The sequence below is a fragment of the Chryseobacterium sp. FR048 genome, assembly GCF_056844665.1.
In genome coordinates this window covers 66072-79892 of sequence record NZ_JBXDSE010000007.1, presented here as the reverse complement: position 1 = coordinate 79892, position 13821 = coordinate 66072, and the positions used below count along the sequence as shown (strand labels likewise).

The 13821-nt window shown below is 35.1% G+C and carries 15 protein-coding genes; 1 reads left to right on the top strand and 14 read right to left on the bottom strand.

What is annotated here, in order from left to right; translation table 11 throughout:
- Positions 1–3 precede the first annotated feature (3 nt).
- Positions 4–546, bottom strand: coding sequence for a hypothetical protein (locus tag AC106K_RS19070; RefSeq protein WP_482447040.1), 543 nt, complete (start codon positions 544–546; stop codon positions 4–6).
- 511 nt (positions 547–1057) lie between these two features.
- Between AC106K_RS19070 and AC106K_RS19065 the strand changes: the two genes are divergently transcribed.
- The gene (locus AC106K_RS19065) at positions 1058–1345 is read left to right on the top strand and encodes a helix-turn-helix domain-containing protein (protein WP_065395189.1); all 288 of its coding nucleotides are present in this window, start codon (positions 1058–1060) and stop codon (positions 1343–1345) included.
- Positions 1346–1472: 127 nt separating this feature from the next.
- On the opposite strand, the gene AC106K_RS19060 is transcribed toward AC106K_RS19065, so the two are convergent.
- The 13 genes from AC106K_RS19060 to AC106K_RS19000 all read right to left on the bottom strand — a co-directional run bounded on the left by AC106K_RS19060 (position 1473) and on the right by AC106K_RS19000 (position 13821).
- Entirely contained in the window at positions 1473–2105 is a 633-nt protein-coding gene (locus tag AC106K_RS19060) for a hypothetical protein (RefSeq protein ID WP_482447039.1), read from the bottom strand.
- Between the two features lie 139 nt (positions 2106–2244).
- Complete coding sequence (locus tag AC106K_RS19055; protein ID WP_482447038.1) at positions 2245–2979, bottom strand: hypothetical protein; 735 nt, start codon at positions 2977–2979, stop codon at positions 2245–2247.
- Between the two features lie 205 nt (positions 2980–3184).
- Entirely contained in the window at positions 3185–3718 is a 534-nt protein-coding gene (locus AC106K_RS19050; protein WP_482447037.1) for a hypothetical protein, read from the bottom strand.
- Between the two features lie 62 nt (positions 3719–3780).
- On the bottom strand, positions 3781–4176 hold the full coding sequence (locus AC106K_RS19045; protein ID WP_482447036.1) for a hypothetical protein: 396 nt from the start codon (positions 4174–4176) through the stop codon (positions 3781–3783).
- A gap of 248 nt (positions 4177–4424) precedes the next feature.
- Positions 4425–5057, bottom strand: coding sequence for a tetratricopeptide repeat protein (locus AC106K_RS19040; protein WP_482447035.1), 633 nt, complete (start codon positions 5055–5057; stop codon positions 4425–4427).
- Between the two features lie 289 nt (positions 5058–5346).
- Entirely contained in the window at positions 5347–6012 is a 666-nt protein-coding gene (locus AC106K_RS19035) for a hypothetical protein (RefSeq protein WP_482447034.1), read from the bottom strand.
- A gap of 134 nt (positions 6013–6146) precedes the next feature.
- Positions 6147–6761 (bottom strand): hypothetical protein, encoded by a 615-nt coding sequence (locus AC106K_RS19030; RefSeq protein ID WP_482447033.1) that lies wholly within the window; start codon positions 6759–6761, stop codon positions 6147–6149.
- 76 nt (positions 6762–6837) lie between these two features.
- Positions 6838–8463 carry a chaperonin GroEL gene (gene groL, locus AC106K_RS19025; protein WP_129054448.1) on the bottom strand — a complete coding sequence of 542 codons (1626 nt, stop codon included), beginning with the start codon at positions 8461–8463 and terminating at the stop codon, positions 6838–6840.
- A gap of 94 nt (positions 8464–8557) precedes the next feature.
- Positions 8558–8836, bottom strand: coding sequence for a co-chaperone GroES (locus tag AC106K_RS19020; protein ID WP_034696138.1), 279 nt, complete (start codon positions 8834–8836; stop codon positions 8558–8560).
- Between the two features lie 187 nt (positions 8837–9023).
- Positions 9024–9746, bottom strand: coding sequence for a DUF3108 domain-containing protein (locus tag AC106K_RS19015; RefSeq protein WP_482447031.1), 723 nt, complete (start codon positions 9744–9746; stop codon positions 9024–9026).
- 132 nt (positions 9747–9878) lie between these two features.
- Positions 9879–10769, bottom strand: a complete 891-nt coding sequence (locus tag AC106K_RS19010; RefSeq protein WP_482447030.1) for a hypothetical protein — start codon at positions 10767–10769, stop codon at positions 9879–9881.
- 21 nt (positions 10770–10790) lie between these two features.
- Entirely contained in the window at positions 10791–13175 is a 2385-nt protein-coding gene (locus tag AC106K_RS19005) for a M1 family metallopeptidase (RefSeq protein WP_482447029.1), read from the bottom strand.
- A 67-nt stretch (positions 13176–13242) separates the two neighbouring features.
- Positions 13243–13821 (bottom strand): HupE/UreJ family protein, encoded by a 579-nt coding sequence (locus AC106K_RS19000; protein ID WP_482447028.1) that lies wholly within the window; start codon positions 13819–13821, stop codon positions 13243–13245.

Genomic DNA, 13821 nt, shown 5'->3' with positions numbered 1-13821 from the left:
ATATTAATTTGCCTTGATCGCTGTCCGTTTATTTTTCCTTTCAATAATGAGGTAGGCTGCATCCAGCATTTTGGTTAGATGAATGTATGGATTTATCATGTTCCTTTCCGGTAGATTATCATAGATTCCCATTGAGAAATAAACCATCCCGGAAATAAAATAATCAAATTCTTTGATGCTGTATTCTTTGAATGCTTTTTTAAATACCAGCAGAGGATTTTGATATTCTTTTTCAGAAAGCAAGCCAAGAACCAATGGAGAAACATCTTCCAACTGAGTATTGACCGCCAATTTCTTTTCCTTCAGCATGATGAAGTAGCCCGCACGGATGAATGAACGCATCGCCTGATGAAAATGATAAATAACAGACGGTTCTTCTTTTATCCAGCTATCTCTTTTAAAGGCATAGCTCATAATGTTGTTTAAAAGCTCTTTGGTAGCTGTCACATCATTGAGCTGAAAAAATGTTTCCATTTGCTGTAAGCCGTAATGTTTCTTCCTGTCTTTTTCAAGACGGGATTGAAAGTCTGTTCTGTTTTTTTTCATGAGTGTGTATTTTTTTGTACGATTTTACCCGGCAGTAAAGAAGTAAGCCCTGCAATGCCTTAACTTCCTGTTTATACTAGCCGAATGAATATAATAGAATTTGTGTTTTTCTAAAAGCCCGAAAGCCGCAATGGATTGTACACCCCATTGTACCGTATCATGATACTTTATATTGTAAAGCAAGCTTAGAAAAAGATGATTGTAGAAAAGCAGAACAGCATGAAAATAAAAACGGCATGAGACTCTACAATATCCGCTTTTGAGGCACTGGTATACCATTGGAACAGATAAGGAGAGCCCACGCCTAGGTCGTGAGCTTCCTGCTTATCGTCTTGTTCCTATTAAAAATTACCAGTTTTCAAAAGCAAGATTCTAAGCAATAGCTTCTATATTTCTTTGAAGTATCGCAAAATTACTCTAATGAGTAATCTTTTCCAAATATAATAATATTTTCAATATACAGGACTATAGTCCTTAGTTTTTTATTTTGTTTTTGGCTCACTTTGTCATTATGCATGATTCTTTAGACGAAATAGAGCGATATATAATTTCAAAAGTGAAAGAAATAAGAGAACAGAGAGGTATTAGCCAAACTTCACTTTCTTTGGCTATTGGTAAAAGCACTAGTTATATTTCAGATATTGAAGCGCATTCTAAAACTGCAAAATACAATATTAAAAGCCTAAACTTAATATCTAAAGCCTTGGGGTGTTCTCCAAAAGATTTCTGGCCGGAACAGCCAATTTTGGAAGAGAAATATGAATTTGTAAAGGAGATAGAAATAAAGAAAAAATCCTAGTGAGAGCTGGGATTTGTTTTTATTAACCTATATTACATAATAAAAAAAGTATTGGTGAAAAAGAAGAGTGTTTATAATTTGGAGTTTAGCTCTGCATTTTGCCAATACAATGTTATCTGCAGTTTTTCTATTTAATAAATGGAAATTTTTTTTGAAGATTTTTGTACTCGGTCATAACCTGATATTTATTTTCATATATTTTCATATCCTTTGTAAATATTAAATCTGTCACACCCTTTTCAGTAATCATATTTTTATTTGTTATTTGATAAAAATATTCAACTTCATACATACATAAATTTAAACTATCTTTTTTGACTAATAATTGTTCATAATGTTTTATTTGTTTTTTAATAATGTCAATAGAATCCCTCAGAACATTAAATTTTGCTTCTTTTTCTTTTACAGACTTATATTCTAACTTATTTACGTAGTCTTCATACATTTGCGAACCAAAATCATCAGTTCCATATTTTAATTCGTACAAATCTTTCGGCGATTTTGATTGTGATAATAAATGGTTTTTATATCTATATAATTGACATATATATACATATAATTCATCTTTATCAGACAATGTGTCAATTCTTAATATTCTCAAAGAGTCTAAGGATTTATAATCTGCATTCTTTTTTAACTCTTCGCTAAAATAAATTTTTGCAATTTTTAGAAATTCTTTTCTTTGTATTTTTTTTTCGTCTTTACATCCAAATAAAATTGGTAAAATAAACACTAAAATTAGCTTGCAAATATTTTTCATGGATGCAGTTTTTTTAAATTGCAGATAACGTCCAAATATACGCATTGCCCTGTTACCGCACGAATCCTTTCGTGTGATATTTCTAATACTATAATTTAAAAGCCAAAGCCACACAATACAATCATGCGGCCACGAGGGTTTACATGCTCCATATTAGTCCGGATAAATTCTGTAGATTCCAGAGGTCAGGTCTTACGGTCTTATGGTCGGGCAGTGATTGTAAGATCTCATCTCTCATATCGACTCCCATAATAAAGCCAAGTTCGTAGGTGTGTGCTATTTCAAGAAGAGTAAGAAAGGCTTTTGCTATTTCATTGCCATCATGTTTCAGATTATCCTTGTCGAGATAAAGGTATTGAAGATCATCATGAGACATCCAGTTGGTAATTCCCATTCCATGGAAACAAAAAAAATTGTTCCAATCATCAAGTTCTTCAATGATTGCACCGGAAAGTTTTTTTTCAGATATTTTGAAATTCCGGAAGACTCCGCCTTTTCCGAGGCCTATATGAGGGAAAAAATCGGCACAGGTGTTAAAGATATAATATTCAAAAAACCTTGTAAAATCATAATATCCTTCTAAATTATTAAAAAATGCCATCTCATCATTCGTGTTTGCTACTTTCTGATGGAGGTTGTTTACTTTGAAAGTTTTGTCTAATGAGTTTGATATTGAAATAATCTTTTCAACAGTTTTATTTACGAGCTTTTCCAGTTTCTCTTCAGACAGATGTAATGTGCCTCCTACAACGTGAGTCTTTAAAAATTCCCGGCAATCGTCAGTCAGGTCTCCTTTTTCTCCTTTCAATGCAGGAACCGTTTCTGTATAAAATTTTCTGTCATCAAATAAATGTAGTGTGCGCCAATATCCCATATTGTGTTGTTATTAATTTGTCCCATCCAATATTACCAGTCTCTGCTACCGCACGAATCCTTTCGTGTGATATTATAAATTAAACGTTATGATGGTGATCATCCGGGATATATAATTTTTGTAAAGCTATTTTTTTACTACGCAATCTATTAACATATCTGAATACTTTTTCGTTAATCATCGATAAAACAACCGAGTTTAATTTTTACTCATATATTCTGCCCATTTCTAGCAAGTCACCCAAAGTTTGCCAACTTACTTCAAACTCCTGTTCATCATCTTCACAATAGTCTAAATAACATCGCATACCACATTCTAAAATAGAGTGGGGATCAAAATTATACCATCTGTTTCCTGTTTCAGAATCAATTCCAAAAGATCGGCCTTCATCATTGAGCTGTTTCCCTTTCATTTTATGTAATTCGGCAATCTGAAATTGTAAAACAGCAATGGTATAATAAATTCCAATATCTTCTAAAGAACTATTGGCTTTATTGTTCATTTTTTTATAAACATCTTCCTCATCAGGTGCGGTTACAATTTTAAGCCATTCTTTATCAAATTTTTTTGGCTCAGAATTACATGCGTCATGTAAGAGTTTTAATAATAAATCAGTAGTTAAGGTTTGCTCTCTTTCCTGTTCCACCAGTTTTAATAAAGCTAAGAGATAAGTTTCTAGATCTCTGTTTTCTGGAAGCTGTCTAAGATTAATACTATAATAAAATTTGTTGTATGTCATATTTTGGTATTAGATAATGTAATTATTTTAAAAGGCAAAATCCAGAAGATTAGCCCATAAAATCATCTAAATAATATTGTAGAGTAGTATCCATTGCCTGTTACTTCGTTTACGAGCTTTTTAATATTTTGCAAGAGTTCAGATTCATTTGTATTTTCATCAATATCTATCAGCTGCAATGCAATTTGTGATCCCTCATCATTTAAATTTATTTTTATTAATGTTCCATCAAGGATCGTTATTTTGGTAGGTACAGATGGTTTTCTGTAACATTCTTTTATAAGACTTATTATTTCAAAAAGCTTTTCTGTTCTCATTATTTTACCGTTCCAGACTTTACCCTTTTCTTTAAAATAGTGGGATGTGGATAAAATAACTAAAAGAAAATAACCGTTTTCATTTCTTTTGATTTCAATATCAAGTTGTCCTGCAAGAGAATGTATTTCAATCTTAATCATTTGAATATAATTATTAATTTTTCCCGGTCCCCGAAGTCTTCAGTCTTCAGATTTCGGAGATTGGTTTTAAATATATTTATTTTACTGGCTCAAAGCCAGGGGACTTTGCTCCTCCGCTACCGCACGAATCCTTTTGTGTGGTATTATAAATTAAATGTTCTGATACTATGATCTAAAAGCTAAAGCTATACGATACAATCGTGCGGTAGCGAGGATAGAGGCACTTTATTGTCCGAAATCTGTGGCCATCATTTCATCCTTTTCAAATCCATTTCTGAATATAACCTATACTGTATATTTCCTGTGTTTTTATACATTTTGTCGTATAAAACTTTTGCTTCCGGGTATTTTTTCAGCTCATCATAAAGTAACCCTAACATATAAGTTGCGTCCATTTGATCAGGTTCATTTTTTAGAATTTCTTTATACATCCTCTCAGCTTCTTCAGTGTTGTTATTGGCAAAATTCCAATTCGCCATTTCTAAATAATCAGCTAAAAGCTTTGTGTCCGTAAATTTATTTTTTAGAGAATCAATACTTATTTCTTTATAATCATTTCTAAACTTATCTATTCCTGTTTTCTTTAAATCAGTCATATGAATAAAGAAAGGATCACAATTATTTATTAATCTGACCATAAGATCTTTCATGAAATCATCTCTATTTTTGTTAGCTGTGCTGCTATGGAAGTTTTCAAAATCTTTCTTAAGTTTTGTCATTACTTCATATGAACAAGTTTTAAATGTTTCGTCAGTATAATTTGTTTTACCGGATAAACAAGTGCAAAATTCCTTTTCAAATTTTTGTGGAAAATCCTGAGCTTTGATGTTAAAAGATATGGAAATGGAGAACAATATTCCTAACAGTAATTTTTTTTTCATGAATAGTTTTTATTTTGTTAATACTTTCCGTTCCGCACAGTAACAGTATGTTGTGATAAATTTTAGTAAGACCCAAATTTACATATTGTACTATTATAAATTATATACTATTATGATAATGTTGTTTGAGCCATTTTTCTTTCTTTCTTTCTTTCTTTCAATAATAAGATATGCTGCATCCAGCCCCACTACCGCACGAATCCTTTCGTGTGGTATTATAAATTAAACGTTCTAATACTATAATTTAAAAGCCAAAGCCACACGATCTAATCTCCGGTAGCGAGGCAACTTAGTCATACTGTCCAAATATTAATAACTTTTCAATATTGTCAATATGGAGTTGGTTGTCTGTATTTATTTTGTTGAGTTTAACTGAAAATTCTTGCAGTTCTTTCTGTACTTCTTTCACTGCGATCACTAACTCTTCTCTGTTTACTTTTACTATTGTTTGAAGGGGAGTAGGGACGAACTTTTCATAATCTGTTTCCTTTATTGTTAAGTCGAAAATTATAAAATTGTCTATAAATGAGACCACTGGTGTAGGATGTCCCTGATAATAAGTACGTACTTGATCTGTCACCAGATCCTGCCAACTTTCTATACAGCCCAGGTCGCTGCAGCATTGAGGGAATATTTTGTCTTCGTTATCTATTCTTAATACATAACCACCTGAAAAGGCGGAACAAAATTCCCTGTCATTATCATGCTCCCTCATTTCTTGCGTTTGTTCCAATACAAGTTTGAGTAAGTCATCATGGGAAATGTCAGATATTCTGTATAATGAGGAGCCTTTCAGGTAGGGAGTAAGATCTTCTTTAAAGCCTGCTTTTTTATTCGAAAGCTGCCTGTAAAGTTCCCAGTCATCCTGATATTCCCAATAGGGGCCATTGTCTGGTATATTTAAATCCTCATCATAGTTTATAATTTCAATGACGGGTATGAGTTCTATTTTCATGGTTTGTTTTAGTTGTCGCTTAATGCGAATAAAATTCTTTTGTAAGAGTTATGGATTATAAATTAAACATTCTAATAATAGTCTAAAAGCCAAAGCTATATGATACAATCGTGCGGTAGCGAGGTTTTATATAGTTAATATGATTCCAATTTTCCCATAAAATATATTATATTTTTCATTAAATTCTTCCTCCCAAAATAGTCCTTTACAAGCTTATTATCATTTTTACAAAAAGTTATTTCATGATAAATAGTATAAAAAATAAGATATTTTTGCAATTTTCTAAATATTGGCATTGCGAAAAAATTATCTTCATAGGTTAAATGGTTATTTTTTGTATTTGTTGTTAGAGTGAAAGGAGCACCATCAACCACTGAGCTTATTAGATCTGTAATACTTTTTTCTGAAACTGAATGTATACTATTAAAATCAATAATGATTTCTTTCTCATTAAGTAATTTTAAAAAAGCTGATTCCGAAATTTTGTAAATTTTATTTCCTTCAAAATCATTTTGCTCATAGAGTTCCTTTATCATTTTAATATCATTATCACTAAGATTAATTTTATAGGATTTAAGATGAATTAAACTGTCTATTTTCTTTGCTTGTTCTTTTGATATTTTAGTTGATGTATTCTCATATCTAATAGTAGGTAAGTAAGTGATTTTACAACTTATCGTATTTTTATTTTGACCTAAAACAAAAATAGGTGAAACAATTATGAAAATTATGGCTAATAAGGTTTTCATGTTTTTTTTACGAATATAAAAAAACCGCCCTACAAGTAGAGCGGTTTATATATTAATTTGCTGCGGTCGTTGACCGTTACATCATTCCTGGCATTCCACCACCCATTGGCATAGCTGGTTCAGCGCTCTTTACTTCAGTGATCACACATTCAGTTGTTAAAAGCATTCCAGATACAGAAGCTGCGTTTTCAAGGGCAACTCTTGTTACTTTAGTTGGGTCGATGATTCCTGCTTCAAGCATTTGAACATACTCGTCAGTTTTCGCATTGTATCCGAAGTCACCTGTTCCTTCTGCTACTTTAGCAACAATTACAGAACCTTCACCACCTGCGTTAGCAACGATTTGTCTTAATGGCTCTTCGATAGCTCTCTTAACGATTTTGATACCTGTGTTTTCGTCAGCGTTAGCACCAGAAAGGTTGTCTAGAGATTTGATAGCTCTTACTAAAGCAACACCACCACCTGCAACAATACCTTCTTCAACAGCTGCTCTTGTAGCGTGAAGGGCATCATCAACTCTGTCTTTTTTCTCTTTCATTTCTACTTCAGAAGCAGCACCTACGTAAAGTACAGCAACACCACCAGCTAACTTAGCTAATCTTTCCTGAAGTTTCTCTCTGTCGTAGTCAGAAGTTGTAGTTTCCATCTGAGCTTTGATCTGAGCTACTCTTCCTTTGATTTTCGCTTCGTCACCACCACCGTTTACAACAGTTGTGTTGTCTTTGTCAATCGTTACTTTCTCAGCAGTTCCAAGCATATCTAAAGAGATGTTTTCCATTGTGAAACCTTGCTCTTCAGAGATCACTTGTCCACCTGTAAGGATCGCGATATCTTCTAACATTGCTTTTCTTCTGTCTCCGAATCCTGGAGCTTTTACAGCAGCAATCTTAAGAGAACCTCTTAATTTGTTTACTACCAAAGTAGCTAAAGCTTCACCTTCAACTTCTTCAGAGATAATTAATAGAGACTTACCACCTTGTGCAATTGGCTCAAGAACTGGAAGTAATTCTTTCATTGAAGAAATTTTCTTCTCTACTAAAAGGATATATGGGTTTTCTAGTTCAGCTAACATTTTCTCAGGGTTAGTCACGAAGTAAGGTGACTGGTACCCTCTGTCAAACTGCATACCTTCTACAACATCTACTGTTGTATCGATACCTTTAGCTTCTTCTACAGTGATTACACCTTCTTTTCCAACTTTTCCGAAAGCTTCAGCGATCAAAGCACCGATCGTTTCGTCATTGTTAGCAGATACAGAAGCAACTTGCTTTACTTTATCTGTAGAATCTCCAACAGCCTGAGACTGAGTTTTAAGGTTTTCAACAACAGCAGTTACCGCTTTGTCGATACCTCTTTTAAGATCCATTGGGTTAGCACCAGCAGCTACATTCTTAAGACCTTCTCTTACGATAGCTTGTGCCAAAACAGTAGCGGTAGTAGTACCGTCTCCTGCAATATCATTAGTTTTGGAAGCAACTTCTTTTACCATTTGCGCTCCCATATTTTCTACTCTATCTTCAAGTTCGATTTCTTTTGCAACAGAAACACCATCCTTAGTTACATGTGGAGCACCGAAAGATTTTTCGATTACTACATTTCTTCCTTTAGGACCTAAAGTTACTTTTACTGCATTAGCCAATGCATCAACTCCTCTCTTTAGAGCGTCTCTTGATTCAATATCGAATTTTATTTCTTTTGCCATTTTGATTAGATATTAGATGTTAGATGTCAGATATTAGACAACTAACGATAGTTTTTTAATTTGATTTTTAATCTGAAATCTGATGTCTGTGATCTTAGCCAATAATTCCTAATAAATCAGCTTCTCTTACGATCAAATAATCTTTACCTTCCAACTTCAATTCAGCCCCTGAATATTTTCCATAAAGAACTTTGTCACCTACCTGAACTGTTGTAGGCTCGTCTTTTTTTCCAGGGCCTACTGCCACTACAGTACCTTCTTGCGGCTTTTCCTTTGCAGTGTCCGGGATGATAATACCTGAAGCTGTTTTAGTTTCTGCTGCGATTGGCTCTACCAGAACTCTGTCTGCCAATGGTTTAAAGTTTACTGACATAATATATTTATTTTTTAATTATTTCTGTGTTGTAATTCTCTAAATGTATGCCATGGGGCAACGGTGGCTGAAATGGCAGACTTTTATTCCCGAATGTGAAAATTTGGCAGAAAAATGAAAAGTGAAAGCCGGAAAAACTTCCGGCTTCTATTCTTACTTGCTACGAGACTACTGTTTTGCTCTCTGTTTATTGAATGGGTTCCAGATACATTTTTCTACCCTTTATATCCATTTCCTGGTTCACAATTTTTCTGGTCTGCTGGTCGATATAATAGGTTGTTGTAGAGGATTTATCCGAGATGTCATCAGTAGTTTTTACCATCCATACCGGTTTCCCTTTATATTCGGATTTTTTTGTTTCCAGAATGTAGGCTTTCATCATTCCTTTATGGGCCGCATTGGGATTGTAATCAAAAATGGAAATTTCTGTCGTATAATTTTCTTTTAAAGGAAGAAACCTTATCAGCATTGCATAGCTGCTGCTGTCGAAATAACGGGCTGCAGGAAGATCTACAAGGTCTTTCTTTCCGGATTTTTTATCCAGATAATATCCGGTCACTTTATCTTTTTCAGACTTCAGGACCATATCCCGCATCATATTGTAAGAAGAATGATAGGCAGGCAGAAAATTAGCCGTTTTCACCAGGGTGCTATCTGTCCAGTTTGAATCCGGTGCCTGTTTTAATTTTACAGTGGTTCTGATGAGAAGATCTGTTTTATTTAATTTTTTAAGCTCGGTGGTAATGCTTCCCATTTCTATTTTGGAACCTGCATTTTCAGCATACCATATTGCTTCGGAGGTTTCGTCTTTTATCAATTTAGAATCTATACCGGAGTTCTCAGGAGTCAGTAGCTTTTGTGAAAAAAGCTGAGCACTACTTATTATGAATAGGAAAAGAATTGTTTTCATGATTTTTTTTCTAATAAGTAGAAGGGGAGTGTTGAAAAGTTACAACATTTTGATTTTTAACTCTTTTCTGTTTCTGGATTGATTTTTTACAAAAGAAAAAGTTCACCGGGTGGGTGAACTTTAGATTTAATCTTATTTACAGGATTGTTTATAATCATCAATAAGCTTTTTATACATCTTGGTGTACAGCTCCGTTTTGTAGTGCATATTGATCTTTGCCGCCTCTGCACCTTTTTTTCCTTTAATCTGCTCTTTTCTTTCTGCATCAGATTCTCTTTTATTTTCCTTAAAGGTTTTGTTGGAAAAATAATCGTTCTTTCTGGCTTCATCTACCTTTTTCAGGAATTCAGGACAATCGGCTCCTACAATTTCGTAAGCTTTATAAAACTTTTTATAGAGCGTTTTCATATTGAACAGGGCCAAAGGACTTAATGAGCTATAGTCTACCGGAGCAACGGCAACGGTTTCGTCCGGCTTACTAAGGTAAATCATGACATAGGTCAGCTGACAACTGTCTTCATTTCCGTCAAACCCTGCAGAAAAATTATTTCCATAGCTGGCTTTGCACATCATACTTCTGTAACCATAGAGATTGATCGGGCCTTTCTCCATCAAAGGAAGCATTAATACTCTTCCTTTCGATTCCATTTCCAGATCGTTATTGATTTCCTTTACAATTCGTTTATCCAGTTGGAAAACTTCATGGGTATCCTCATTGGTATACATAAGGCTTTTAATATCAGATACCGGAATCAGCTGTACATTTGTATCTTCTTTTGAAGATTTGAATCTGACTTCTTTTCTGTCTAAATGAGCACTTTTCTCGCTGTTACCTCCAATAAACTGGAAAGTAGCAACATCAGGGAGCATAAAATCCTGAGCAAATCCTTTTTTTGTACTTCCATCTTCCATAAGGATTTCAATAGGAAGAAAGTCTCTTTTGCCCGTATAAAATTGCAGGGATTGGGCATGTAGAGTAGTGGCTGTTGCAATGAACAGCAATAATGCAGTGAGTTTTTTCATGGTTATTATTAAAAAATGGTATTAGCTTTTTCCTGCCGCCTGCATTGGGTTTACTTTTCCGTTGGCGCCTCCTCTTACAGAGCCAGCCTCTTGTTTTTGTTTAAAGAGCTGGAATTTTGAAGTTTCCGAACCGGACCCTGCACTGCTCCAGAAATTATTAGTAGTATCAATATCCGCAGTCTCTCTCATAGGATCCAACTGGATAGATTTCAGCTTTTTATCAAAATAATACGTCTTGGAAACTTTTTGTTCGTTTAATCTCCAGATTTGTGCAGCCGATTTATCATACAGTTTAGAACCATCTTCAAAGGTAAACTCAAGGATAATAGGCATCACCAATCCGCCTTTGTTTACAAAATCAATCTGATACGCTGTAATATTTTTGAATTTCTCTTTATCCTTAGCATCTAAAGGAAGACCTGCTTCCGTTTTCGAGGTATATTCTTTGGTATTTATTTTTTCCTGACCTCTGTCATATCTGTAGTAGAAATCCTGAGCCTCTTTATCAGTATCAACATAGAATTTAATATTCTTGTCTTCTCTGTTTCTTATTTTTGAAAGATCTTCAAAACTGCTTACCAATGGCTTTTCAACCTGATATTTTACTTCAGCCGCTGCTTTTGGATTTGTTTCCAGATCGGGTGTTGCTACCGTCACTTTGTCAATAGCAATATCTACAGGATCCGTTCCGTAGAACCAGCCTCTCCAGAACCAGTCAAGATCTTCACCGCTGGCATCCTCCATGGTACGGAAAAGGTCTGCAGGTTCAGGATGCTTGAATGCCCATCTTTTTGCATAGGTTTTGAATGCTTTGTCGAAAAGTTCTCTTCCCATGATGGTCTCACGAAGAATATTCAGACCGGTAGCAGGCTTTGAGTATGCGTTGGGACCATACTGAACAATATTTTCAGAATTACTCATGATAGGTTCCAACTGATCTTTTGGAAGTTTCATATAATCTACGATCGTCCATGCCGGACCTCTTTTCGATGGAAACTTATTGTCCCATTTTTCTTCCGTAAGATATTCCGTGAAGGTGTTCAATCCTTCATCCATCCAGGCCCACTGTCTTTCATCCGAATTGATGATCATAGGGAAGAAGTTGTGGCCCACTTCATGGATGATCACACCGATCATTCCGTTTTTCGTCCCTTCAGAATAAGTTCCGTCTTTTTCGGTTCTCCCGAAATTGAAACAGATCATAGGATACTCCATTCCGTTGGCTGCTTCTACAGACTGAGCTACAGGATATGGATATGGAATGGTAAATTCTGAATAGGTTTTAATGGTATGGGCAACAGCTTTTGTGGAAAACTTTCTGTAAAGACCATAAGATTCCTTTGGATAGAAGCTCATTGCCATTACTTTGTTGTTGTTTTCAGGAATCGTTACGCGCATTCCGTCCCAGACAAACTTTCTGGAAGAGGTCCATGCAAAATCTCTCACATCTTTGGCCTCAAAAATCCATGTTTTTCTTTGTTTGGAATGATTTTTTTCAGCCTTTTTAGCTTCATCCAACGTAACGATTTCTATAGGTTCAGAAGCATTTTCTGCTTTTCTGTATCTTGAAAGCTGATCAGACGTTAATACCTGATCATAGTTTTTACATTCTCCGGTTCCGCCTACAATATGATCGGCAGGAACGTTCATAGATACCTTAAAGTCTCCGAAAACCAAAGCAAATTCACCTCTTCCGGTAAACTGATGATTTTGCCAGCCCTGGAAGTCGCTGTAAACGCACATTCTCGGATACCATTGTGCCATGGTATAAAGATCATTGCCATCTTCCGGGAAGTTTTCGTAACCTCCGCGGCCGCCCATTTTCATCCTGTTGGAGATATTATAGTTCCAGTCTACTTTGAAAACGAATTTCTCCCCCTTCTTCAAAACTTTTGGAAGGTCAATACGCATCATGGTCTTATTGACCGTATACTTCAAAGGATTGCCTGAGGCATCCGTTACTTTTTCAAGAATTACTCCATAGCCGTTGTCTTTCACAGGAAGTTCCGTTACCTTCAGTTGCTGATCGGTAGTGGAAGGGCGAAGGACAGATGACGTGTCATAGCCTGCATTTCTGATGCTGGAATGCTCGTTTTCATCAAGCTGAAGCCAGATATAATCCAGGTCATCCGGAGAATTATTGTAATAAGTAACCGTTTCCGAACCTTTCAGATTTCTTTTATCCTCATCAAGGTAGGCGGTAATGTTGTAATCGGCTCTGTTTTGCCAGTATCCGTGTCCCGGAGCTCCTGAAGCCGTTCTGTAGATGTTGGGTGTTGGTAGAATAGTTCCCAGTTGTTCAAACTTGTTTCCATGGTTGCTGCCAGGGTTATTCTGAATATTTTGTGCGGTGAAACCTGTATAAGCAAATACAGAAAGTGAAAGTATAACAACTTTTAGCTTCATAACCGAAATGATTTAATAATTATCAAAGATAGTAATAAGCAGTTGAAAAAATCAAAACATTTCAAGCTTAAAAAGGAATTCTTTCTAAAGTCATTTTTAATGATAAAGCCAATACGCCGGAAGATACAAACAAGATCCAGTCTTTCTTATTGACTTTAAAAAGATTGAGCAGGATAAAAAGAATGATTAAAATGGCGAAGACAATCACAATTTGTCCCAATTCCAACCCGATATTGAATCCAAGTAATGGGAGTGCTAAACTCTGACTTTTGGAGATCATCACCCTTGCTGTATTGGCGAATCCCATCCCGTGAACAAGACCAAAGATCAGTGCCAGGTAATAATTGGCCCGCTTTAAAGTTTGTTTCTTGTTTTTCATGATAATGTTATCCAGAGAAGTCAGAACGATGGTAAGCGGGATTAAAAATTCAACCCAGTCAGAAGGAACCCGGAAAACATCCAGAATACTTAAAGCTAATGTAATGGAATGCCCGATCGTAAATGCCGTTACCAGAATCAGAATTTTTTTCCAGTCACTGTAAGAATAAACAGCAATAAGCGCCAGAACAAACAGCTGATGGTCTAAAGCATCCAGCGAGATAATATGTTCCCATCCAAGGTTTAAATAAAATAGAAAATCCTGCAT